The organism is Streptomyces sulphureus DSM 40104 (genome assembly GCF_000381025.1).
Taxonomy (GTDB): Bacteria; Actinomycetota; Actinomycetes; order Streptomycetales; family Streptomycetaceae; genus Streptomyces; species Streptomyces sulphureus.
The window spans coordinates 1-22,595 of the sequence record NZ_KB905817.1 but is presented as its reverse complement, the minus strand read 5'-3'; the positions used below and the strand labels follow the sequence as shown (position 1 = coordinate 22,595).

Genomic DNA, 22,595 nt, shown 5'->3' with positions numbered 1-22,595 from the left:
CGCTCTATGCGTGCACCTCTGTCTTCTCTCAGCGCCGTAGGCACGGCAGTCCTCCTGCTCCCCCTCCTCCCCGCGGCCACCGCTGCCGCCGTACCCGACCCGGGCCCGCGCTCCGCCCCGCGCGGCAAGCCGGCCGGCGCCACCAGCTCCCTCCCCCTCTCGCTCGACCACGGGAGGGGCTCGGGGCGCGGCGCGAGCGGCCTCCCCGCGCGGACGGTCGAGCCGTTCTCGCTCGTCGGCGTCGTCTGGGACGACGCGGACGAGCCGCTCGTCGGGCGCGCACAGGTCCGCACCCGTGCCGTCGACGACGGCGCCTGGAGCGGCTGGCGCACCCTCGACGTCCACCCCGGCGTCTCGCCCGACGAACGCGCGGGGGAGCGCACGACCGGTCAACTCCCGGGCGCGACCGCACCGTTGTGGACGGGGCCGGCGGACGGCGTGCAGGTCAGAGTCGTCCCCGGCGGGCCGTCGCCGCGCACCGGCGGAGACACGGCGCCGGCCCAGCGCCGACTCCCCGACGGCCTCCGCGTCGAGCTCGTCGACCCGGGCCCCGAGCCCGCGGACGAGGCGGGCGAGGCCCGCACCACCGAGGGGCGCGGCCCGGCCGAACCCCGCACCGACGACACCTCCCTGCCCGCGCTCAGCCGCGAGCAGACCCAGGCCGAATACCCCGGCGGCGGCGGGCACGCGGGCCCGCGCCCCCGGATCACGACCCGGAAGGGATGGGGCGCGGACGAGCGGCTCAGGGAGCCCGACTCCGCCTACACCGGGGAGACGAAAGCCGCCTTCGTCCACCACACCGTGACGGACAACGCGTACGCGTGCAGCCAGGTGCCGTCGATCCTCCGGAGCATCTACCGCTACCACGTCAAGAGCCTCAAGTGGCGCGACGTCGGCTACAACTTCTTCGTCGACAAGTGCGGAAACATCTACGAGGGCCGTGCGGGCGGTGTGGCCAAGCCCGTGCAAGGCGCCCACACTTACGGCTTCAACACCGACACGACGGGCGTCGCCGTCCTCGGCACCTACACCAGCGACCAGCCTTCGCCGGAGGCCGTCGGCTCGCTCGCCCGGCTGACGGCGTGGAAGCTCGGCATCAACGGCGTCCATGCGGGCGGCACCACGACTCTGGTGTCCGAGGGAGAGAAGTACCCGCAGGGGGAGAAGGTCAAGTTCCGTACGGTCTCCGGCCATCGGGACGGATACAACACCGAGTGCCCGGGGGCGAAGCTCTACGCAAAGCTAGGAGACGTGCGCACCGCGGCAGCGAAGTTGCAGGGCCGCTGACCTCGCTGGTGAACTGCCGGGGCCCGACGGCCGGCTCCCGCGCGGACCCGGCGGTCCGAAGGCCCGCGCCGGCGTGCGCGGGGATGCATACACTGGCCGCCGGCCGTCAGGCCAGGCCCCGGCAGGAAGCGGAGACGACAGGTGACGGAAGCGATCCTTCTTGTCGGAGGCAAGGGAACCCGGTTGCGTCCGCTGACCGTGAACACCCCGAAGCCGATGGTGCCGGCCGCCGGTGTGCCCTTCCTCACCCACCAGTTGGCGCGCGCCCGCGCGGCCGGCGTCGACCACGTGGTGATGGCGACCTCCTATCTCGCGGAGGTCTTCGAGCCGTACTTCGGCGACGGCTCCCACCTCGGCCTCCACCTCGAGTACGTCACCGAGCGCGAACCCCTCGGCACCGGCGGCGCGATCCGCAACGTGGCCGACCGCCTCCACTCGGCGCCCGACGAGCCCGTCCTCATCTTCAACGGCGACATACTCTCGGGCGTCGACATCCGCAGCCTCGTCGACGAGCACACCGGCTCGGGCGCCGACGTCACCCTCCACCTCACCCGGGTCACCGACCCCCGCGCCTTCGGCCTCGTCCCGACCGACGCCGACGGACGGGTCACGGCGTTCCTCGAGAAGCCGCAGACGCCGGAGGAGATCGTCACCGACCAGATCAACGCCGGCGCCTACGTCTTCAACCGCTCGGTGATCGACACCATCCCGCTCGGCCGACCCGTCTCCGTGGAGCGCGAGACCTTCCCCGGCCTCCTCGACGCCGGCGCCCACCTCCACGGGCTCGTCGACTCCACCTACTGGCTCGACCTGGGCACCCCGCAGGCGTTCGTCCGCGGCTCCGCCGACCTCGTACTCGGCCGAGCCCCGTCGCCCGCCGTCCCCGGGCGGTGCGGCGAGCGGCTGATCCTGGAGACGGCCGAGGTCGCGGGGGACGCCAAGCTGACGGGCGGCACCGTCGCCGGCGCGCGCTCCGCGATCGGCGCCGGCGCACGGATCGAGGGCAGCACGCTCCTCGACGGCGTCCGCATCGCCCCCGGCGCGCAGATCCGCGACTCGCTCGTCGGCGCCGGCGCCACGATCGGGGCGCACACCGTGCTCGACGGTGCCGTGGTCGGCGACGGCGCCGTGATCGGCGAGGGGAACGAGCTGCGCAGCGGCATCCGCGTCTGGTGCGATGCGCAGATCCCGGCAGGCGCCGTGCGCTTCTCCTCCGACCAGTAGGCGGGGACGAGTTGGCGCCGGGGGTTCGTCCGCTTCCGGCCGGTACGCCCCCGTCGGTCCGGGTGTCAGTGGGGCCGCCTACGCTTTTCCCGTGCACCTCACCCGTACCTGGACGCCGCCCGGCGCCTACGACCTGCCGGGCAGCCTCGCCGTGCTCGCGCGCGGCCCGTACGACCCGACCTTCCAGGTGCACGCCGGCTCCGTCTGGCGCACCACCCGCCTGCGGAGCGGCCCGGCCACGCTGCGTCTCACGCCTGCTGCGAGCCGGGTGCGCGCCGAGGCGTGGGGTGCCGGCGCGCAGGAAGTGCTCGACGGGCTCCCCGCGTTGCTCGGCGAGGGAGACGCGCCGGAGGAGTTCGTGCCGCGCCACCGCGTCGTCGCCGAGTCGCACCGCAGGCACCCCGGTCTCCGGCTGACGCGTACGGGCCGCGTCCTGGAGTCGCTCGTCCCCGCGATACTGGAGCAGAAGATCACCTCGATCGAGGCGTACCGCTCCTGGCGGCACCTCGTCCGCAAGTTCGGCGAGCCGGCACCCGGACCGCACCCCTCGCTCCACGTCGTCCCCGAGCCGCGCACCTGGGTGCGCATCCCCTCCTGGGAGTGGCACCGCGCCAACGTCGACAGCAAGCGCTCCGACGCCATCGTCCGCGCGGCAGGGCGGAGTTCACGGATGGAGGAGGCCGCCGCGATGGCGCTGCCCGCGGCCCTCGCCAGGCTCCAGGCGATCCCCGGTGTCGGCCCGTGGACGGCCGCCGAGGCGCTCCAGCGCAGCAACGGCGACCCCGACGCGGTCACCGTCGGCGACCTCCACCTCCCCCGCACCGTCGGCTACGCCCTCACCGGCGAGCGGAACACAGACGACGCGGGCATGCTCGCCCTGCTCGAGCCCTACCGCGGCCAACGCCACCGCGCGGCCCGCCTCCTCACCCTCACCGGGCTCCATCCACCGCGCCGCCGGCCCCGCCGGCAGCCGGGCGACATCACCCGCCTGTGATCAGCGCACGACGGTGAACTCCCCACCGTCGCGCGGCGGTCGGGGCCGCGGCTCGCCCGCCGGATGGCCGACGGCCACGGCCCCCATCGGGTCCCACTCCGCCGGCAGCCGCAGCACCTCGCGCACGACGTCGCGGCAGAACATCGTCGAGGAGACCCATGCCGAGCCGAGCTGCTCCGCCGCGAGGGCGACGAGGAAGTTCTGGATGCCGGCGCCCACGGCGACGGTGAACATCTCCCGCTCGGCCGCCGACCTGCGTGCGTCGGGATAGTCGTGCGCACCCTCGGCGACGAGGCAGGGCACCACCAGGTAGGGCGCGTTCCGCAGCACGTCGCCCCGGCGCACGCGGCGCGCGATCGACTCCTCGCTCTTCCCGTCGGCGCGCAGGTCGGCGACCCACGCCTCCCGCATCGCGTCGAGGAGCAGGGTCCGCGTCTCGGCCGTCTCCAGCAGGACGAACCGCCACGGCGTCGTGTGGTGCGGTGCGGGCGCGGTCACGGCCGCGTCGACGGCGCGGCGCACCGAGCCGGGGTCCACCTCGCGCCCGTCGAACTCGCGCACGGTGCGGCGCATCGCGACGGCCTCGCGTACGGCTTCCGAAGTCCCCAGCCGGAACATGTCGTCGGCCGCCTCGCGCACCAACAGCCGTGCGGAGCCGCCCACTTCACCGCCGACATGCCGGGCGAGCCCGCGCACCACCGCGACGGGGAGGCCGTTCGCCTTCCCCTTCACCAGCTCGCCGGCCGCGGCGAGTTCGTCACCCACGGCGGTGACGGTGACGCCCAGCGGGTTGCCGTGCGTGTCGACCCCGCCGCGCAGGTCCTCCAGGACCTGCACGCCGGCCGCGCCCACGGCAACATCGGTCTGACCCTCCCGCCACGGGCGTCCGAAGGTGTCGGTGACGACGACGCCCACGTCGACCCCGAGCACCTCGCGCAGCCCCTCCCTGAGCCGCCGCGCCGAGGCGTCCGGGTCCTCGGGGAGCAACAGCACCGTGCCCTTCGGGGTGTTGGAGGCGTCGACACCGGCGGCGGCCATCACGAACCCGTGCCGCGACTCCACGATGCGCGCGGGCCCCCGACGCGCGACGAGCCGGACGCTCTCCGCTTCGATCGCGGCCTCGCGGTCGTCGGCCCGGAGCACGCGGCCCTCGGCCTTGCTGACGATCTTCGACGTGACGACGAGCACGTCGCCGTCGACGAGCCCCTCGGTTCCGGCCGCCTCCGCGACGAGCGCCACCAGGTCGTCACCCGGGCTCACTTCGGGGATGCCGGGCAGCGCCCAGACGCGGTAGCCGGCCGTCTCCGTCATGCCGACACCTCCTCGGCGAGCGCCAGCGCCTCGCGTGCCATCGCCGCGGTCGCCTCGTCGTCGGTCATCATCAGCGGAACGGCGCGGCAGCGGATGCCGGCCTCCTCGACCTCGTCCACGGCGGACACGTCGGCCGTGTCGACGAGCCAGCCGTCGAGCATCCCGGAACCGTAGTGCCTGGCGACGGCGGCGGCCGTCGTCTCGACGCCGACGGCGGCGAGGACTTTGTCCGCCATGCCGCGCACAGGAGCGTCCCCCACGATCGGCGACAGCCCGACGACCGGCACCCCCGCCTCGGCGATCGCCTCCCTTATCCCGGGGACGGCGAGGATGGTTCCGACGCTCACCACCGGGTTCGACGGGGGGAAGAGCACCACGTCGGCGTCGGCCACCGCGTCGAGCACGCCGGGCGCCGGCTTCGCCGACTCCGCGCCGACGGGGACGACGGCGTGCGCATCGACACCGGCGCGCATCCGCACCCAGTACTCCTGGAAGTGCACGGCCTTGCGCCCCTCGCCCTCCGGATCGTCGACGAGCACATGGGTCTCGACCCTGTCGTCGGTCATCGGCAGCAGCCGGACGCCCGGCTCCCACCTGCTGCACAGGGCCTGCGTGACGTCGCTGAGCGGGTACCCGGCGGAGATCATCTGAGTGCGCACGATGTGCGTCGCGAAGTCCCGGTCCCCGAGTCCGAACCATTGCGGGCCGACGCCGTACGCGCCCAACTCCTCCTTCACCGCGAAGGTTTCGCCGGTTCGCCCCCAGCCCTGCTCCTCGTTGATGCCGCCGCCGAGGGTGTACATCACGGTGTCGAGGTCGGGGCAGACCTTGAGTCCGAAGAGGTGGATGTCGTCGCCGGTGTTGCCGACGACGGTGATCTCCGCTTCCGGCGCGGCGACCTTGAGGCCCCGCAGGAAGCGGGCACCGCCGATGCCCCCGGCCAGTACCACGATGCGCTGCATGCGCCCCAGTCTTGCAGCCCGAGCGGCTCCCCGGTCAGGCGCCCGCCGGGAGCCGTGCGGGCTCGGCGCGGCCCGGCGCCGAGGAGCAGCGCATCCGCATCTCGGTGAGCGCCGGATAGTAGACGTGTGCGCTGACGGCTGGCGTCAGCGCGCTGTTGACCACGTCGTGCACGTATCCGGGTGCGAAGGCGCGAGCCGTACCGGGCCGCAGCACGCGGCTCTCCTCGCCTCCGTCGCCGCGGCGCACCGAGCGCTCGGTGAGCTCCCCCTGAAGCACGGTGCAGAGCCCGCGGGAATCGCCGTGGTCATGCCGCCCGCTGCCCTGCCCCGGCAGCCAACTCAACAACCACAGCTCGTATCCCGGCCCCTGGGCCAGCCGGTGGTACCAGCGCAGCGTCGCGTCGTAGCGGACGAGCGGACGCCAGCGCTCCGGCTCATCGGCGAGCGTGCGCAGCAGCGCGGCGAACGCGGAGAGCGTCGCGGGGTGCTTCGGGGGAGCAGGCAGCAGGTGCGGGATCGCCAGGGCGTCGCCGGCGATTTCGACGTCGTTGTTCACGTGGGGATGCCTTCGAGGAGGTGTGGGGCGCGCCGCTCGGGGCCGGACGCAAGCCGGTGCACCGGTGCCCGTCAGCGGTCGTCGCGGCGCGCGCGGACCCGTCGCACCGGTGGCGAACACGGGGGTGCACAAGGACGGCTGACGCGCTGCGTGGCGAACACCACGGCGCAATAAAGGAGTTGAACGGGCGCGGTCGACTGTCGGGAGGTCAGAGCACCGGACAGGAGCGCGGGAGACAGCGACAGGAACAGCTCTTCACCGCGTCCGACCGGGTGCCGAACGGCCGGCGGGCGTGTGCCGGGTGGAGTGAGCGGGTCGCTGGCATGCGGACAAGGAGAGCCCTCAACTCCCTTGCCTGTCAACAGGATGTCCCCTTTGGGGCTAATGATTCACTGCATCCGGTTGCGACCACCAGTGAAAGGTTTGTTCCCGCGCCCTTGGTGCAATGGGCCAGCAGTCGCTCGGCGAAGCGTCGTTGCCATTCCGTGATCCCGTCGTGATCAGGGTCGGTTCGACGGGCGCCGCGTGGCGCGATCGGGAAGTGCGGAACGCGTGATTCTGTGAAGCTTGAAGCAGTTCGAATGAGATTCGACTGAGTTCAACATGGACCGGATTGCGACCTTGTCGGTCGTTAGGCGTGCATCTTTGAGTGATTTGTACACTTACTCAGTCGCCTTGGTTCCGCAGAGTGAATAACGGGCCCAATAGCAGATCTCGGCTTGACTGGCCCGGATGGCCACACTTGTAATCTCACCCGTGTTGTTCGTGACCCGGGGCGCCGGATAGGGCGTCGATCGGTAACGGCAGCATCACGGGGACGCAAAGGACAGACGAGGGGCGCGCGAATGACCGAGCTGTTCCAGCAACTGCTGGTCGAAGAGGCGGACGAAGAGCTCGGCTGGCAGGAGCGCGCGTTGTGCGCGCAGACCGACCCGGAATCGTTCTTCCCCGAGAAGGGCGGCTCTACTCGCGAGGCGAAGAAGGTCTGCCTCGCGTGCGAAGTACGCTCCGAGTGCCTCGAGTACGCACTCGCCAACGACGAACGGTTCGGCATCTGGGGCGGCCTGTCGGAGCGTGAACGACGCCGCCTGAAGAAGGCCGCGATCTGATGGGTGCCTTCCGTCTCTGACGGAAGGCGCTTTGGTTTCCCGCTCGTTCGTGTAAAGCGGCGAGTGGTACGAGCCGAGCGACGACCGCCCGCCGACCGCCGGGCAGGCCACGGGGAGACGTGTCCGTCGTCGGGAGGCGGACCTCCGTAGTGCACCGAGCCGTTAGTGTGGGGCCGTCCGAGGCGCACCCCCAGCACACGGGACCCGTGCGTTCACCGAAGTCCACCACAGCGTCTTCCGGTGCTGCGGGCCCAGCGGCTTCGCCGGGCCCCGTACCCGGGGAGGGCCCGTACCCCGATGTCCCTGCACAACCAAGCGGCCGCCCAACACCAGGCGGCCACACCCGAGTTCCCCAGGCACGTGGTCACCGCGGTGCTCGTCTCGCACGACGGCGCCAGGTGGCTGCCGGAGGTGCTGTCGGGGCTCCTCGGCCAGGAGCGTCCGGTGCAGAACGTCATCGCGGCCGACACCGGCAGCGGGGACGACTCCGCCGGAATCCTCACCGATTCCCTCGGCGCCGAGCGGGTGCTCCACCTCGCCCGGCGGTCCGGGTTCGGTACCGCCGTCGACGAGGCGGCACGCACGGCCGGCGTCCTCACCCCCGACGACCTGCCGTACCTCAAGCGCCCCAGCGGCTGGGACCCCGTCACGCGGACCTGGCACGACGAGGCGTACGAGATGCCCGAACTCCCCCACGGGGAGCCGGTGCAGTGGCTCTGGCTGCTCCACGACGACTCCGCGCCCGAGCCCGACGCGCTGGCGAACCTCCTCCGCGTCGTCGACTCCGACCCGGGCATCACCGTCGCGGGGCCGAAGCTCCGTAGCTGGTACGACCGCAGGCAACTGCTGGAGACGGGCGTCTCGATCGCCAACAGCGGACGCCGGTGGACGGGCGTCGAGCGGCGCGAGCAGGACCAGGGGCAGCACGACCAGGTGCGTCCCGTGCTCTCCGTCTCCACCGCCGGGATGCTCATCAGGCGGGACGTCTTCGAGGAGTTGGGCGGCTTCGACCGGAACGTGCCGCTCATGCGGGACGACGTCGACCTCTGCTGGCGGGCGCAGGCGGCGGGGCACCGCGTCTTCGTCGTGCCCGACGCCGTGCTCCGGCACGCCGAGGCCGCCTCGCGGGAGCGGCGTCCCGTCGACTGCGTGGGACGGGCGGGGCGCGGAGGCGCGAGCCCGCACCGCGTGGACAAGTCGGGCGCCGTCTTCACGCTCCTCGCCAACGCACCCGGCAGGAAGCTTCCTTGGGTCGCGCTGCGGCTGGTGCTCGGCACCCTGCTCCGGACGCTCGCCTATCTCGTCGGCAAGGTCCCGAAGCAGGCACTCGACGAAGTCGCGGGTCTCGCCTCCGTGTTGATGCGCCCGGGCCGGTTGTTCGCGGCCAGGCGCCGGCGCGGGCGCCCCCAGGTGCCGCACCAGGAGCTGCGTCCGCTCTTCCCGCCGCCCGGCGCGACGGTGCGGGCCACCGTCGAGCAGGTGGTCAGCAACTTCGGCGGACGTGCGGCGCCCGAGGCGTCGGCCGGCGGCCGGCATGGCGCCGTCGAATCGGGCCCCGGGGACGAGGACGCCGACTTTCTGGAGGTCGAGCAGTTCGCGCGGTTGAAGCGGGTGGCGCGGAAGCCGGCGCCCGTGCTCTTCGCCGTGCTGCTGCTCGTCTCGCTCGTCGCCTGCCGCGCGCTGCTCGGCGGCGGGGCGCTCGCCGGGGGCGCGCTCCTCCCCGCACCGGAGAGCGTGGGCGAACTCTGGGGGCGCTACCTCGACGGCTGGCACCCGGTCGGTGTCGGCGGCACGCAGGGGGCGCCGCCCTACCTCGCACTCGTCGCCGCCGTCGCGACCCTCCTCTTCGGGAGCACCGGGTTCGCTCTGACCCTCCTCCTCGTCTGCTCCGTCCCGCTCGCCGGGCTGGCGGCGTACTTCGCCTCGCGTCCGCTCGTCGGATCGCGGCTCATCCGCGCCTGGGGCAGCGTCGCCTACGCCTTCCTCCCGGCGGCGACCGGTGCGCTCGCCACCGGGAGGATCGGTACGGCCGTACTCGCCGTGCTCCTCCCGCTGTTGGCGAGGGCGGCGGTCGCGGCGAGCGGGCTCCGGGGGCGTGCGAGCTGGCGTGCGGCGTGGGCGTACGCGCTGCTGCTGACGCTCGTCACCGCGTTCACGCCCGTGGTGTGGCCGATCGCGCTGGTGCTCTCGCTCGCCCTCGTGGTGGTGCGGTGGCGTACGGGCGCGGGGCTCGGCGCGGCCCTCTCGCGGTGCGCCGTCTGGCTGCTGACGCCCATGGTCGTGTTGGCGCCGTGGTCGCTCTCGCTCCTCGGCGACCCGGCCCGCTTCCTCGACGAGGCAGGGCTCGACCACGGCGCGGGCTCCGCCTCTGCGCTCGACCTCCTCACCCTCAGCCCCGGCGGCCCAGGCACCACCGGCGCGGTCGTCCTCGTCGGCATCGTGCTCGCCGCGCTCGCCGCGCTGCTCCGCAGCGAGCGGCAGCCGACGGTCCGCGCGGCCTGGGGCGTCGCCCTCACCGGGCTGCTCTTCGCGGGGCTCGCCAACGGCTCCGGCTGGGCCGGGCCCGCGACCCTCGTCTACGGCATCGCGCTGCTCACCGCCGCCGCGATCGGCGCCGAAGGGGCGCGCTCGCGGGTCGCCTCGCAGAGCTTCGGCTGGCGGCAGCCGGCCGCCGTGCTCGTCGCGGTGGCGGCTGCGGCAGGGCCGGTGGTCTCGGCCGTCGGCTGGATGGTCGGCGGCGCCGACGGACCGCTCTTGCGGCGCGACCCGGTGCAGGTGCCGGCGTTCGTCGCGGAGGAGAGCAACACCCGGGACCAGGCACGGACCTTGGTGCTCGCCGGGCACGGCGAGGGTGTCTCGTACACCCTCGTACGCGGCTCGGGGGCCCGCCTCGGGGACGCGGAGCTCGCCGAGTCAGGCGGCGGTCAGAGCCGCCTCGACCGCGTCGTCTCCCACCTCGTTGCAGGCTCGGGTGCCGACCAGAGCGATCAGCTCGGCGACTACGCGGTGCGCTACCTCCTCGTCCGCGAGGGCGCGCCGCGGGAGATGCGCCGCGTGCTCGACACGACGCCGGGACTCACGCGGCTCAGCCAGGAGGACGGCAGCGCGCTCTGGCGCGTCGAGCGCGAGGTCTCGCGCGCGGTGATCGTCCCGGGCGAGGGGAAGGGCGCGGTCGCCGCGCCGGTCGCGGTGGCCGCCGGCCCCGTCGAGGCCCACACGCAGATTCCCGCAGGGCCCGACGGCCGTGTGCTGCGTCTCGCCGACACCGCAGCAGCAGGCTGGTCGGCGACGCTCGACGGCAAGCCCCTGGCCCCCATCACCGTCGACGACTGGGCGCAGGGCTTCCAACTCCCGGCATCCGGCGGCCGGTTGGACCTCACCTACGAGACGCCGCTGACGCACAAGGCGTGGGTCGGCGCGCAGGGCTTCCTCCTCGTCCTGGTTCTCGTCCTCGCGCTGCCCGGCGGCCGAAGGACCGTCGACGACGACCTGCCGGAGGCGCCCGCCGTGCCCGAGCCCGCGCAGGGCGAGGGCCGCAGGGCGAGGCGGCTTCGCGCCGCTGCCGCCTCCGACGACGTGCCCCCGGCCGACGACACGCCGCCACCGGAGCCGGCGCCCGTGCCCCAACAGCCGCAGTACGTGCAGGAAGAGCCGCAGTACACGCAGGAGTACGCCACCGGCTACCCCGACGAGTACGCGCACCAGGGCTACCCGCCCCCGGCGTACGACCCCCAGCAGTATCCCGACCCGGCCCAGCCGCAGTACGCGCCGCAGACCGACCCGTACTACGGGCAGGGCTACGGCACCGGAACATACGGAGACCACGGCGGAGCGGGTGCCCCGCACCCCGGCTACCGCGACGGGAGTGAGCAGTGAACCGCACCATCCTGACCGTCGGCGGAACCGTCGTCGCGCTCGCCGCCGTGACCGGCGTCGCCGCCGTCGCGGCGCCCGGCGAAGGCGGCGACCGGGGCGGTTCCGTCGCACGGAAGTCCGTCGAGCGCACCACGCTCGTGTGCCCGCGCCCCAGCGACTCCGAGGTGGCGGAGTCGGCGTACACGGCCTACTCGCCCGAGGGCGCCGACAGCCGCAAGGGCACGGCCGAGCTCCGTCCGCTCGCGCTCGCCGAACTCGACGGCACCGAGGACGGCAAGGGCAAGAAGAAGGACGACGACAAGGAGAAGGGAAAGGAAGCCGACAAGCCGGTCCTCCCGCTCACCTCGCCGGGCACCCCCGTCACCTCGTCGACCGAGCGGAGCGACGCGCCCGCACTCGCCGGCAACGCGGAGGGCCGCTTCGCGCCGGGGTGGACGGTGCAGCAGACGACCGTCGTCAGCGCGGGCGCCGGGCGCGGGCTCCACGGGCTCGCATGCACCGCGCCGGACACCTCCTTCTGGTTCCCCGGCGTCAGCACCTCGGACGAGCGCCAGGACTACGTCCACCTCACCAACCCCGACGACACAGGCGCCGTCGTCGACCTGGAGCCGTACGGCAGGGACGGCCGCGAGTCGGCAACGGGCGGCGAGGGCATCAACGTCCCGCCGCGCACGACCGTGCCCGTGCTCCTCTCCGCCCTCACCGGCGGACCCGTCACCAACGTCGCGCTCCACGTGACCTCGCGTACGGGCAGGGTCGCCGCCCAGGTGCAGGCGGACGACGAGAAAGCAGGCGGCGACTGGCTCCCGCCGGCAGGCGACGCGGCGCCCCAGGCGGTGCTGCCGGGGATTCCGGGTGACGCGACCTCCGTGCGCCTCGTCGTCTTCGCACCGGGCGAGGAGGACGCCGACCTCAAGGTCCGCCTCGCCGGGCCCTCCGGCACGATCACACCTGCCGGCTACGAGACCCTCCACGTCAAGGGAGGCATGACGACGGCGGTCGACCTCAAGGACCTCACCAAGGGCGAGACGGGCTCGCTCGTGCTCTCGCCCTCGGGCGAGGGCGGCGAGACCCCGGTCGTCGCGGCCGCCCGGGTCACCAGGGGGAAGGGCGCGAAGCAGGAGACCGCCTTCATCCCCTCGACCCCGCGGATCACCGACCGCGCGACGGCGGCCGACAACCGCGCGTCCGGCTCGCCCTTCGCCTCGTCCCTCTCGCTGACAGCGCCGGGCAAGGGCGCGAAGGTCAAGGTGACGGCGTCGAAGGGGAGCGGGGGAGGAGAGCCGCGCAGCACCACGGTGCAGATCAAGGGCGGCACCACCAAGACGTTCACGCCGCCGCGCCCCGAGGGCGGCTCGGGCGCCTACGCGGTCACGGTCGAACGCGTTTCGGGCGGAGAGGTGTTCGGCGCGCGGACGCTCTCCAAGAAGGCGAAGAAGGGCGAGGTGCCGATGTTCACCGTGCAGACCCTGCCGGACGACCGGGGCACGGTACGGGTGCCGGACTCGGGAGAGGACCTCTCGATCCTCACGGGCGACTGATCCCGCGCACCCTGGAGGCGCGCCCGCTCTAATCCTCCCCGTAGCGCGGGTCGACCGACTCCGGTGCGAGCCCGAGGAGTTCGGCGACCTGTTCCACGACGACCTCGTGGACGAGCAGCGCCCGCTCGTCGAGGCTGCGGGTGCGGATCTCCACCGGGCGCCGGTAGACGACGACGCGATCGGGCCGGCCGTCCCGCCCCGGCACCGACTGCCCGAGCGGAACGGCCTCCACGCCCTCGTCGAGTTCGCCGTGATCGCCCCTCGGTACCTCCTGGACGGCGAACTCCACGCTCGCGAGCTGCGGCCAGTGCCTTTCGAGACGGTTGACGGAGTCGCGGACCAGGTCGTCGAAGGCGTCGGAGCGGGTCACCGAGAGCGGCACCTGGGGTGGGGCGACCGGCCCGCGCATCCCGCGGCCGTGGCGGTCCCTGCTGTGCGGGCGGGGTGCGCGCGGGCCTTCGGCCTGGGGCTGCGAGGGGCTGTCCATCGAGTCGAGCCTAGCCCTCCCTCCGCCCTCGCCGCTGGCTGTCGGTGCTGGTGCGCAGGGCTGCGGCGGGGGCTTCGTCACCGAAAGGTTATGCGAGGGCGCCGCTCCGCGGCCCCGGAATCGCGGGCGGCTGTACTCTCCCGGAACCTCCCGGTGAGGCGGGGGGTACCGGTCCCTGCACGCCGTGCCTCCCGCCCTGCCGGGGCCCGAACGACAGACCGGGGCGTACCGGATGAAGCGGGGCGACACGGCCGGGTGGACGTCCGGTGGAGTCGTCGCAGCCCGCTGGGGAGTGCGGTACGGTCCAACACCGTGAGTCCCGTACGTCGTTGTTCGCGCACCGCATGCGGCCGTCCCGCCGTAGCGACGCTGACGTACGTCTACGCGGACTCCACCGCCGTCCTCGGCCCCTTGGCCACCTACGCGGAACCGCACTGCTACGACCTCTGCTCCGAGCACTCGGAACGCCTCACCGCCCCTCGCGGCTGGGAGGTCGTCCGCCTCTCCATCGACGCGGCCGCCGCACGCCCCAGCAGCGACGACCTCGAAGCACTCGCCGACGCCGTCCGCGAGGCCGCGCGCACCCCCCGGCGGGAGCAGGCGGCCCAGGCCGGCGAGCGCGCCGCCGGCCCGCGCGGCAGCGACGCCGACCCGATGGAGGTCGCCCGCCGCGGCCACCTGCGGGTGCTCCGCTCGCCCGACTCCTGAACGGGCGGCCCTCGATTCCGCGCCGCGCCAACTCCCCTGACTGCGCAGCAGCTCTCCCCGCCCTGCGCGTGCCTCTCCGACCTGACGGGTAGATTTGGTCCCCCGCCGATCCTCCCGGGCCCCGCCGGCGCCGCCGGTGCATGCACGGGCAGCGGCAACCCGAGTACACAGGAGAGGGCTGACGTGGCTGACCTGTCGGAGATCGTGAAGGCGTACGACGTGCGCGGCGTTGTGCCCGACCAGTGGGACGAGGCGCTCGCCGAGCTCTTCGGGGCAGCGTTCGTGCAGGTCACCGACGCGACCTCGATCGTCATCGGGCACGACATGCGCACCTCCTCGCCCGGCCTCTCGCGCGCCTTCGGGCGCGGCGCCGCCGCCCGAGGGGCGGACGTCACCGAGATCGGCCTCTGCTCCACCGACGAGCTCTACTTCGCCAGCGGCTACCTCGACCTGCCGGGAGCGATGTTCACCGCGAGCCACAACCCCGCGCAGTACAACGGCATCAAGATGTGCCGCGCCGGCGCGGCCCCCGTGGGTCAGGAGACGGGGCTCGCGGAGATCCGGGCGCTCGTCGAGGAGTGGTCCGAGGGCACGCCGATGCCGCCGGCCGAGAGCGGCGAGGGCACCATCACGGAGCGGCAGCTCCTCACCGACTACGCGCGCTACCTCCGCTCCCTCGTCGACCTCGGGGCCATCCGACCGCTGAAGGTCGTCGTCGACGCCGGCAACGGCATGGGCGGTTACACGGTCCCGACGGTCTTCGAGGGCCTCCCGCTCGAACTCGACGCGCTCTACTTCGAGCTCGACGGCAGCTTCCCGAACCACGAGGCGAACCCGCTCGCCCCGAAGAACATCGTCGACCTCCAGCAGCGCGTGCGCGAAACCGACGCCGACATCGGCCTCGCCTTCGACGGCGACGCCGACCGATGCTTCGTCGTGGACGAGCGCGGCGAGCCCGTCCCGCCGTCGGCCGTCGCCGCACTCGTGGCCGCGCGTGAACTCGCCAAGTCGCCCGGCTCCACAGTGATCCACAACCTCATCACCTCGCAGTCCGTGCCCGAGGTCGTCAAGGAGAACGGCGGGACGCCCGTACGCACGCGCGTCGGCCACTCGTTCATCAAGCAGCAGATGGCCGAGACCGGGGCCGTCTTCGGAGGCGAGCACTCGGCGCACTACTACTTCCGCGACTTCTGGAACGCGGACACCGGCATGCTCGCCGCCCTCCACGTACTCGCCGCCCTCGGCGAGCAGCAGCGCCCGCTCTCCGAACTCGTCCACGAGTACGACCGTTACCCCGCCTCCGGCGAGATCAACAGCACCGTCGCCGACCAGCAGGGACGCACGGCAGCGGTGAGGGAAGCGTTCGCCGGGCGCGAGGGCGTCACCCTCGACGAGCTCGACGGCCTCACCGTTCTCGGCGACGGATGGTGGTTCAACCTTCGTCCCTCCAACACGGAGCCGCTCCTAAGGCTCAACGTCGAGGCGCAGGACACTCCCACGGTGGAGCGGATCAGGGACGAGGTCCTCGATCTCGTGCGGGCCTGACCCTCGCCGCACCGCTGGGCACCGCCGGCCGCGACCGCAGGGGACTGGCCCCCTGCCCCGCCGCGGCCGGCGGTACGCTGACGGCACTGCACGCTGCCCGAAGTTGGAGGGAACATGCCGCTCGAAGCCGGCCTCCTGGAGATCCTCGCCTGCCCCGCCTGCCACGCACCGCTGCGCGAGGAGGCAGACGAACTCCACTGCACCGGCGGCGCATGCGGCCTGGTCTACCCGATCCGCGACGGCATCCCCGTGCTCCTCGTCGACGAGGCCCGTCGTTCCGACTGACGACGGCGGGGCCGCAGAACCGGAGCCGGCCCGCGCACGACCGCACCACACCCACCGCGCCGCCGATCGGAGCCAGCGACCATGCTCGACGAGTTCCTCCTCGACTCGGCGGAGGCGCTCGCGGAGGCGGACGCGGCCGAGCTGCTGCCGAGTACGGCAGGTGCCGGGGGCCGCGTACGGAGCGCGGTGCGCGCCTCCGAGGAGGCCGGGCTGCTCGCGCTGCGCCCCGAAGGCAGGCCGCGCACCCTCCTGTTGGCCGGGCCGCCCAGTACGGCCGCCGCGCTCGCCCGGTTCCTCGACGCCCTCGGCAACGGCTCCGCGCCGGTCATCCGTCTCACCGCCGGAAGCGAGACGGCGGACCCCGCGTCGTTCCGCTGGTCCCTGCCCGGCTGGGCCGGACCCGTCGACCTGCTCGTCGTCGCCACGCCCAACGGCACCGAGCCGGGCCTGTGCGGCCTCGCCGATCAGGCGTACCGCCGCGGCTGCACCGTCGTAGCCGTCGCCCCCGAACACAGCCCGCTCGCCGATGTGTTGGGCGACCGGGGGCTGTTCGTCCCGTACGTCTCCGCTCCCGGAACCGCACCCGCCGCGCTCCGAAGCCTCGCCGAACAGGCCCCGGAGCCGGACGCCACCAAGGCGGCGCCAGGCACCCTGTGGGCGCTCGCCGCCCCGCTGTTCCTCCTCGCCGACCGCCTCGGCCTCGCAGCGGCGCCACCCTCCGCCGTCGAGTCCCTCGCCGAGCGACTCGACACCGTGGCCGGCGCCTGCGGTCCTGCCGTACCCCAGCACGACAACCCGGCGAAGACCTTCGCTCTCGAACTCGACGGCACCGTCCCCCTGTTGTGGAGCCACGGCCCCGCAGCCGATGCCGCTGCCGCCCACTGGGCACAGAGCCTCGCCGCCCTCCCCGGCGTCCCCTCGCTCACCGGGAGGCTTCCGGAGTCCCTCGCCGCCCAGGCGCCCGTGCTGCGAGGCGCCACCACTTCCGAAAACGACTTCTTCCGGGACCGCGTCACCGAACCGGAGCCGGTACGCAGCAGGTTGGTGCTGCTTCACGACACCGGCGAAACGGAGGCCGGCCCGCCTCCGGTTCTCCTGGCCGCGCGTCAACTCGCCATCGAACGGGGAACGTCCGTGAGCGAACTGGCGCCCGCGGCGGACCTCGGCCCGTTGCAGACTTTGGGGGAGCTGATCGCCACCGCGGACTTCACCACCGTCTACCTCACGCTCACCGGCGGCAGTGCACCATAGAGCCGCTGGTGGGCCCATCGCGCTGCCCGACAGGCCGCGACGGAGCCCCGGCGCCCACCCGGAATTCTCGGCTCCACCTTTCCGCGCCACGTAAGCCATGAAACGGAACCGCACATGGACCGCCTCGCGAACACCATCCGGCCCTACCCCTGGGGCTCGACCACCGCGCTCCCCGAGCTTCTCGGGACCGAGCCGACCGGCGAACCGCAGGCCGAACTCTGGCTCGGTGCCCACCCGGGCGCCCCGTCCCGTCTCGCCGACAGGAGCGGCGAGCCGCCGCTCCCCGACGTCATCGCCTCCGATCCGGAAGCGGAGCTCGGCGCCGGGACGGTGGCGTCCTTCGGCGCCCGGCTGCCCTTCCTCCTCAAGGTCCTCGCCGCCGCTTCCCCGCTCTCGCTCCAGGTCCACCCCGACCGGGAGCAGGCGCGCAGCGGCTTCGACGCTGAGGAGGCCGACGGCGTCCCCCGCAACGCGCCGCACCGCAACTACAAGGACGCCGACCACAAACCCGAACTCCTCTGCGCCCTCTCGCCGTTCGAAGGCCTGTGCGGCTTCCGGCACCCTGCCGGGGCCGCCGACCTCCTCGCCGAACTCGGCGTCGACAGCCTCCAGCCCTACACCGACATCCTGCGCGCCAACCCCGAGGAGGACGCCCTCCGCGAGGTCTTCACCGCCGTTCTCACCGCCGACCGCGACGCCATCGCCGCGACTGTGGACGAGGCGTCGACCAGTGCCGCTCGCCTCGCCACCGAAGGAGGCCCCCGCGCCGAGGAGTTCGCCGCCTACGCGGACATCGCGCGGCACCACCCGGGCGACCCCGGCGTCATCGCCGCAATGCTCCTGCATTACGTGCGGCTCCAGCCGGGCGAGGCTCTTTACCTCGGAGCCGGCGTGCCGCACTGCTACCTCTCCGGCCTCGGCGTCGAGTTGATGGCCAACTCGGACAACGTCCTGCGGTGCGGGCTCACTTCCAAGCACGTCGATGTCGCTGAGCTGCTCCGGATCGTCCGATTCACCCCCGCGGACCCTGCCGTGCTCCGGCCCGAAGCGTCTCCGGACGGCGAGGAGGTCTACGAGACGCCTGCCGACGAGTTCCGGCTGAGCCGGCACCTGCTCGCCCCCGGCGCTGCTGCGCGTCAACTCACCGCCGAAGCTGCACAGATCGTCCTCTGCACCGCAGGAACCGCCCTGCTCTCCGGCCGCACGAGGGAGGGCGAACCCATCGAACTCCCCCTGCGATGCGGACAGTCTGTGTACGTTCCCGCGACCGAACCGGTGGCGGCCGTCGGTGACGGTACGCTCTTCCGCGCCACGGTGGCCCGCTGACGGGGCGGGTCGTTTCCCGGCCGCAGCTTTACCGCGGCGGACAGAGAACGGAAGAGAGATGTCCCCAGCGTGAGTGCATCCGGCGGTACCAGGGCCATCATGGCCGCCCTCGGCGCCAACCTGGCCATTGCGGCGAGCAAGTTCATCGCCTTCGCCTTCAGCGGTTCCTCCTCCATGCTCGCCGAGGGAGTCCACTCCCTCGCGGACTCGGGCAACCAGGGACTCCTCCTCCTCGGCGGGAAGAAGGCGAAGAAGGAGGCGAACGAGGAGCACCCCTTCGGGTACGGGCGCGAGCGCTACATCTACGGCTTCCTCGTCTCGATCGTCCTCTTCACGGTCGGCGGCGTCTTCGCGCTCTACGAGGGTTACGAGAAGATCCAGCACCCGCACGAGGTGGAGCACTGGTACTGGCCGGTCGGCGTGCTGGTCTTCGCCATAGTCGCGGAGAGCTTCTCCTTCCGTACGGCGATAAAGGAATCCAACGAAGTACGAGGGAAGCTGGGTTGGGGCCAGTTCGTCCGCCGCGCGAAGGCGCCGGAACTGCCCGTTGTCCTGCTGGAGGACTTGGGAGCCCTCGTCGGCCTCGTCCTCGCGCTCGGCGGCGTCGGGCTCGCGCTCTTGACGGGGAACGGCGTCTGGGACGGCATCGGCACCCTCTGCATCGGCACGTTGCTCGTCCTGATCGCGCTGCTCCTCGCGGCCGAGACGAAGTCGCTGCTGCTGGGCGAGTCCGCCGACCCGGCGGAGCGACAGAAGATCCACGCGGCCCTCGTCGACGGCGAGACCGTGACCGAGGTGATCCACATGCGCACCCTCCACCTCGGTCCCGAGGAGCTTCTCGTGGCGGCGAAGGTCGCCGTGCAGCACGACGACACCGCCGTCGAGATCGCTCGTGCCATCGACGCGGCCGAGCAGCGCATCCGCGAGACCGTCCCGATCGCGCGCGTCATCTACCTGGAGCCGGACATCCTTCGCGAAGGGGGTGCAATGGATGCGAGGACGGAGCGCTAGGGGCGCAGGCGGTCGCACTCGTGCACCGGTGGGACTGATCACGTACCCTCCGGGCCGGCAAAGCCCTCCTTTGTCCCTATTTTTGCTGCGACTTGGCGGTCGACCGAAGTGCGCGCGCGGCCGAAAACCATCGGCAGTGCGGTCTTGATGGCTCCCGGGGCAATCCGTTCGACTGGACGAGCGGTGTAGATTCGTAGAGCGCAGTCGTCGCTGCTGATGGCGGTCGGCCGGCCCGAGGAAGGGCCACCGAGGGAGAGAGGGCCTCCGACGGACTGAGCTGCGAGCAGGGGAGCAGTGTGCCCGGACCCCGGGTACGCCGTGCGTTGTGCGCACCTCGGCCATCCCCGCGCCGCAGCAAGGACCAGCCACGTACCTCGACATCGAGGAGTAGCTCGCATGACCACTGACGGCCAGGACTTCAAGGTCGCTGACCTCTCCCTGGCGGCCTTCGGCCGCAAGGAGATCACGCTCGCTGAGCACGAGATGCCCGGCCTCATGGCGATCCGCAAGGAGTACGCCGCAAAGCAGCCGCTCAAGGGCGCTCGCGTCACCGGCTCGCTGCACATGACGGTGCAGACCGCCGTACTGATCGAGACCCTGGTGGCGCTCGGCGCCGAGGTCCGCTGGGCGTCCTGCAACATCTTCTCGACCCAGGACCACGCGGCCGCCGCCGTGGCCGTGGGTCCGAAGGGCACCCCCGAGAAGCCCAGCGGCATCCCGGTCTTCGCCTGGAAGGGCGAGACGCTCACCGAGTACTGGTGGTGCACCCAGCAGGCACTCACCTGGACCGACGCCCCGACCGGCGGCCCGAACATGATCCTCGACGACGGTGGGGACGCCACGCTCCTCGTCCACAAGGGCGTCGAGTACGAGAAGGCCGGGAAGGTGCCCGCTCCTGACACCGCGGAGAACGAGGAAGAGCGCGTCGTCCTCGAGCTCCTCGGCCGCACCGTCGCCGAGACCCCGCAGAAGTGGACGCAGCTCGCCTCCGACGTCCGCGGCGTCACGGAGGAGACGACCACCGGCGTCCACCGCCTCTACGAGATGCAGCAGGAAGGCGCGCTGCTCTTCCCGGCGATCAACGTCAACGACGCCGTGACGAAGTCGAAGTTCGACAACAAGTACGGCTGCCGCCACTCGCTCGTCGACGGCATCAACCGTGCGACCGACGTCCTCATCGGCGGCAAGACCGCCGTGATCTTCGGCTACGGCGACGTCGGCAAGGGCTGCGCCGAGTCCCTCCGCGGCCAGGGCGCCCGCGTCATGATCACGGAGATCGACCCGATCTGCGCGCTCCAGGCGGCGATGGACGGCTACCAGGTCGTCAGGCTCGAGGACGTCGTCGAGACGGCCGACATCTTCATCACCACGACCGGCAACAAGGACATCATCATGGCCTCCGACATGGCCAAGATGAAGCACCAGGCCATCGTCGGGAACATCGGCCACTTCGACAACGAGATCGACATGGCCGGTCTCGAGTCCATCAAGGGCGTGGTGAAGGACGAGATCAAGCCCCAGGTCCACACCTACACGTGGTCCGACGGCAAGGCGATCATCGTCCTCTCCGAGGGGCGTCTGCTGAACCTGGGCAACGCCACGGGCCACCCGTCCTTCGTGATGTCCAACAGCTTCGCGGACCAGACGATCGCTCAGATCGAACTCTTCACCAAGCCCGAGGAGTACCCGACCGGCGTCTACGTCCTCCCGAAGCACCTCGACGAGAAGGTGGCCCGTCTCCACTTGGACGCGCTCGGCGCGAAGCTGACCGAGCTCCGCCCGGACCAGGCCGCGTACATCGGCGTCCCCGTCGAGGGCCCGTACAAGCCGGACCACTACCGGTACTGAGCCGGCTCCCGTCACCGGCCGGTTGCCCGACCCGCACGGGCGGGACCGCGACCGACCGAGTGCCGGACCTGCTGGCAGGCCCCCGCCCCTCAGGGCGGGGGCCTGCCCCGTCCCCGCACCCACCGGACACCACAGATGCCCCGCGGCCGTTACTCGCTCCACGACACCCACGACAGAACCCCCCTGGGCGACGAACACTTCCAGTGCGCGGTGGGACCGACGGGCTGGCGGTACTTCTCCCAGACCACCGCCCCCACGGGAGAGCATCTGGGCTCGACCGATCTCACTGTGGACGCGCTGGGCCGCCCCGTACGCCTCCAACTGCGGTACGGCGACTGGCAGGTGAGGGGCGCAGCTCTCGAAGGCGTCACCTGGGTCCGCTCAGGCCCGTCAGGGACGGACGCCGCAGAGCACAACGTCCCGGCCCACGCCTTCAGCGGCCCCTCACCGGCCTTCCTCGTGGCCCTCACCCGGCTCCTGCGCCCGGCCCCCGAAGCCGGCGCCACCCGCGTACGCCTCGTCACGTTTACGACCCCCGTCCTCGCCCCGCGCACACACGACCAGTCCTGGGCGATGCTGAAGAGCGAATCACACGCCACTGACAACGGCCCCTTGGTCGTGGACACCTACCGTGCGGCGGACCTGGAGACGGGCGAGCAGCACACGGTCCATCTCGCAGGAGACGTCGTCCTCGCCGCCCCGGGCATCGAGCTGGAAGACCTGGAGACGCCTCCCTCGGCCTTCACGAACGACTGACGCCGTACGAGGAGACGATCACGGGGGCGGGTGCGTGGCCCCCCTCTCCGACTGGTACTGTTCCACCCGCCTCGAAAAAGCGTTGACGCGCGATATCGAGGGTTCGTGGATTCGAGCAGTTGCCCGGTTGGACAGACCGGATCCCAACAGCTAGTCTCTACTCCGCTTCGCAGGGAATTCGCTCGGCCGAAGACCTTGAGAAGCCCCCAGAAATCCACCGGAAATCTTCTGGTAGAGTCTGGGACACCGAGAGGGAAGCGCCCGGAGGGCCCTGGGAGGGGTTCGATGGAAGCGTTCGTTCTTTGAGAACTCAACAGCGTGCCATTTAGTCAACGCCAAGTTTGTTGATGCCCGTACCTGGCCTGTTTTTGGTTGGGTGGGTTTCTTTGATTTTTTTCGGCAAGGATTGTGCATGCCCGCGTGTGTGTGGGTGTGTGGTCTTTGTGGATGTGGAATGCATTCATGGAGAGTTTGATCCTGGCTCAGGACGAACGCTGGCGGCGTGCTTAACACATGCA

General features: G+C 72.1%; 18 protein-coding genes and 1 rRNA gene. 15 read left to right on the top strand and 4 right to left on the bottom strand.

Features of this window, described 5'->3' with window-relative positions; all coding sequences use genetic code 11:
- Positions 1-6: 6 nt before the first annotated feature.
- From F603_RS0115455 to F603_RS0115445, 3 genes are all read left to right on the top strand, one after another.
- Complete coding sequence (locus tag F603_RS0115455) at positions 7-1,287, top strand: peptidoglycan recognition protein family protein (RefSeq protein ID WP_019546911.1); 1,281 nt, start codon at positions 7-9, stop codon at positions 1,285-1,287.
- Positions 1,288-1,428: 141 nt separating this feature from the next.
- Positions 1,429-2,511 (top strand): mannose-1-phosphate guanylyltransferase, encoded by a 1,083-nt coding sequence (gene manB / locus F603_RS0115450; protein ID WP_019546910.1) that lies wholly within the window; start codon positions 1,429-1,431, stop codon positions 2,509-2,511.
- A 91-nt stretch (positions 2,512-2,602) separates the two neighbouring features.
- Positions 2,603-3,505 (top strand): DNA-3-methyladenine glycosylase family protein, encoded by a 903-nt coding sequence (locus F603_RS0115445; protein WP_019546909.1) that lies wholly within the window; start codon positions 2,603-2,605, stop codon positions 3,503-3,505.
- Here F603_RS0115445 and F603_RS0115440 read toward each other — a convergent pair whose 3' ends face one another.
- Genes F603_RS0115440 through F603_RS32250 form a run of 3 tightly spaced genes read right to left on the bottom strand, consistent with a single transcriptional unit; the run spans position 3,506 to position 6,334 of the window.
- Positions 3,506-4,816, bottom strand: coding sequence for a coenzyme F420-0:L-glutamate ligase (locus F603_RS0115440; RefSeq protein ID WP_019546908.1), 1,311 nt, complete (start codon positions 4,814-4,816; stop codon positions 3,506-3,508).
- Positions 4,813-5,778: a 2-phospho-L-lactate transferase gene (cofD, locus tag F603_RS0115435; protein WP_019546907.1), complete on the bottom strand. Its 966-nt coding sequence runs from the start codon at positions 5,776-5,778 to the stop codon at positions 4,813-4,815. The genes F603_RS0115440 and cofD overlap by 4 nt, the downstream gene beginning before the upstream one ends.
- 34 nt (positions 5,779-5,812) lie before the next feature.
- Positions 5,813-6,334, bottom strand: a complete 522-nt coding sequence (locus tag F603_RS32250) for a cysteine dioxygenase (protein ID WP_019546906.1) — start codon at positions 6,332-6,334, stop codon at positions 5,813-5,815.
- A gap of 845 nt (positions 6,335-7,179) precedes the next feature.
- Here F603_RS32250 and F603_RS0115425 point away from each other — a divergent pair.
- From F603_RS0115425 to F603_RS0115415, 3 genes are all read left to right on the top strand, one after another.
- Complete coding sequence (locus F603_RS0115425) at positions 7,180-7,443, top strand: WhiB family transcriptional regulator (protein WP_016910644.1); 264 nt, start codon at positions 7,180-7,182, stop codon at positions 7,441-7,443.
- Between the two features lie 297 nt (positions 7,444-7,740).
- Positions 7,741-11,319 carry a glycosyltransferase family 2 protein gene (locus F603_RS0115420; protein WP_019546905.1) on the top strand — a complete coding sequence of 1,193 codons (3,579 nt, stop codon included), beginning with the start codon at positions 7,741-7,743 and terminating at the stop codon, positions 11,317-11,319.
- Complete coding sequence (locus F603_RS0115415) at positions 11,316-12,860, top strand: DUF5719 family protein (RefSeq protein WP_019546904.1); 1,545 nt, start codon at positions 11,316-11,318, stop codon at positions 12,858-12,860. The genes F603_RS0115420 and F603_RS0115415 overlap by 4 nt, the downstream gene beginning before the upstream one ends.
- A 28-nt stretch (positions 12,861-12,888) precedes the next feature.
- Here the strand turns inward: F603_RS0115415 and F603_RS0115410 are convergent, their stop codons facing one another.
- A complete protein-coding gene (locus F603_RS0115410) occupies positions 12,889-13,347 on the bottom strand; it encodes a metallopeptidase family protein (protein WP_019546903.1) in 459 nt (152 codons plus the stop codon).
- Positions 13,348-13,659: 312 nt separating this feature from the next.
- Here F603_RS0115410 and F603_RS0115405 point away from each other — a divergent pair, with 312 nt between their 5' ends.
- The 9 genes from F603_RS0115405 to F603_RS0115365 all read left to right on the top strand — a co-directional run.
- Positions 13,660-14,055: a DUF3499 domain-containing protein gene (locus F603_RS0115405; RefSeq protein WP_019546902.1), complete on the top strand. Its 396-nt coding sequence runs from the start codon at positions 13,660-13,662 to the stop codon at positions 14,053-14,055.
- A gap of 183 nt (positions 14,056-14,238) precedes the next feature.
- On the top strand, positions 14,239-15,600 hold the full coding sequence (locus F603_RS0115400) for a phosphomannomutase/phosphoglucomutase (protein WP_019546901.1): 1,362 nt from the start codon (positions 14,239-14,241) through the stop codon (positions 15,598-15,600).
- A gap of 114 nt (positions 15,601-15,714) precedes the next feature.
- Positions 15,715-15,885, top strand: a complete 171-nt coding sequence (locus F603_RS34100; RefSeq protein ID WP_019546900.1) for a Trm112 family protein — start codon at positions 15,715-15,717, stop codon at positions 15,883-15,885.
- Positions 15,886-15,966: 81 nt separating this feature from the next.
- Positions 15,967-17,136, top strand: coding sequence for an SIS domain-containing protein (locus F603_RS0115390; RefSeq protein WP_019546899.1), 1,170 nt, complete (start codon positions 15,967-15,969; stop codon positions 17,134-17,136).
- Positions 17,137-17,250: 114 nt separating this feature from the next.
- Positions 17,251-18,462 (top strand): mannose-6-phosphate isomerase, class I, encoded by a 1,212-nt coding sequence (manA, locus tag F603_RS0115385; protein WP_019546898.1) that lies wholly within the window; start codon positions 17,251-17,253, stop codon positions 18,460-18,462.
- A 69-nt stretch (positions 18,463-18,531) separates the two neighbouring features.
- Positions 18,532-19,473, top strand: coding sequence for a cation diffusion facilitator family transporter (locus tag F603_RS0115380; protein WP_037956167.1), 942 nt, complete (start codon positions 18,532-18,534; stop codon positions 19,471-19,473).
- 396 nt (positions 19,474-19,869) lie between these two features.
- Positions 19,870-21,321 carry an adenosylhomocysteinase gene (gene ahcY, locus F603_RS0115375; RefSeq protein WP_019546896.1) on the top strand — a complete coding sequence of 484 codons (1,452 nt, stop codon included), beginning with the start codon at positions 19,870-19,872 and terminating at the stop codon, positions 21,319-21,321.
- A 135-nt stretch (positions 21,322-21,456) separates the two neighbouring features.
- The gene (locus F603_RS0115370) at positions 21,457-22,077 is read left to right on the top strand and encodes a hypothetical protein (RefSeq protein WP_019546895.1); all 621 of its coding nucleotides are present in this window, start codon (positions 21,457-21,459) and stop codon (positions 22,075-22,077) included.
- A 459-nt stretch (positions 22,078-22,536) separates the two neighbouring features.
- Positions 22,537-22,595: ribosomal RNA gene (locus F603_RS0115365) — 16S ribosomal RNA — on the top strand; the annotation flags it as partial.

Coding starts and splice junctions, on each gene's coding strand:
- F603_RS34100 (WP_019546900.1), top strand. CDS start 15,715: ATGCCGCTCGAAGCCGGCCTCCTGGAGATCCTCGCCTGCCCCGCCTGC.
- manA (WP_019546898.1), top strand. CDS start 17,251: ATGGACCGCCTCGCGAACACCATCCGGCCCTACCCCTGGGGCTCGACC.
- ahcY (WP_019546896.1), top strand. CDS start 19,870: ATGACCACTGACGGCCAGGACTTCAAGGTCGCTGACCTCTCCCTGGCG.
- cofD (WP_019546907.1), bottom strand. CDS start 5,778: ATGCAGCGCATCGTGGTACTGGCCGGGGGCATCGGCGGTGCCCGCTTC.
- F603_RS0115370 (WP_019546895.1), top strand. CDS start 21,457: ATGCCCCGCGGCCGTTACTCGCTCCACGACACCCACGACAGAACCCCC.
- F603_RS0115410 (WP_019546903.1), bottom strand. CDS start 13,347: ATGGACAGCCCCTCGCAGCCCCAGGCCGAAGGCCCGCGCGCACCCCGC.
- F603_RS0115455 (WP_019546911.1), top strand. CDS start 7: ATGCGTGCACCTCTGTCTTCTCTCAGCGCCGTAGGCACGGCAGTCCTC.
- F603_RS0115425 (WP_016910644.1), top strand. CDS start 7,180: ATGACCGAGCTGTTCCAGCAACTGCTGGTCGAAGAGGCGGACGAAGAG.
- F603_RS0115390 (WP_019546899.1), top strand. CDS start 15,967: ATGCTCGACGAGTTCCTCCTCGACTCGGCGGAGGCGCTCGCGGAGGCG.
- F603_RS0115420 (WP_019546905.1), top strand. CDS start 7,741: ATGTCCCTGCACAACCAAGCGGCCGCCCAACACCAGGCGGCCACACCC.
- F603_RS0115440 (WP_019546908.1), bottom strand. CDS start 4,816: ATGACGGAGACGGCCGGCTACCGCGTCTGGGCGCTGCCCGGCATCCCC.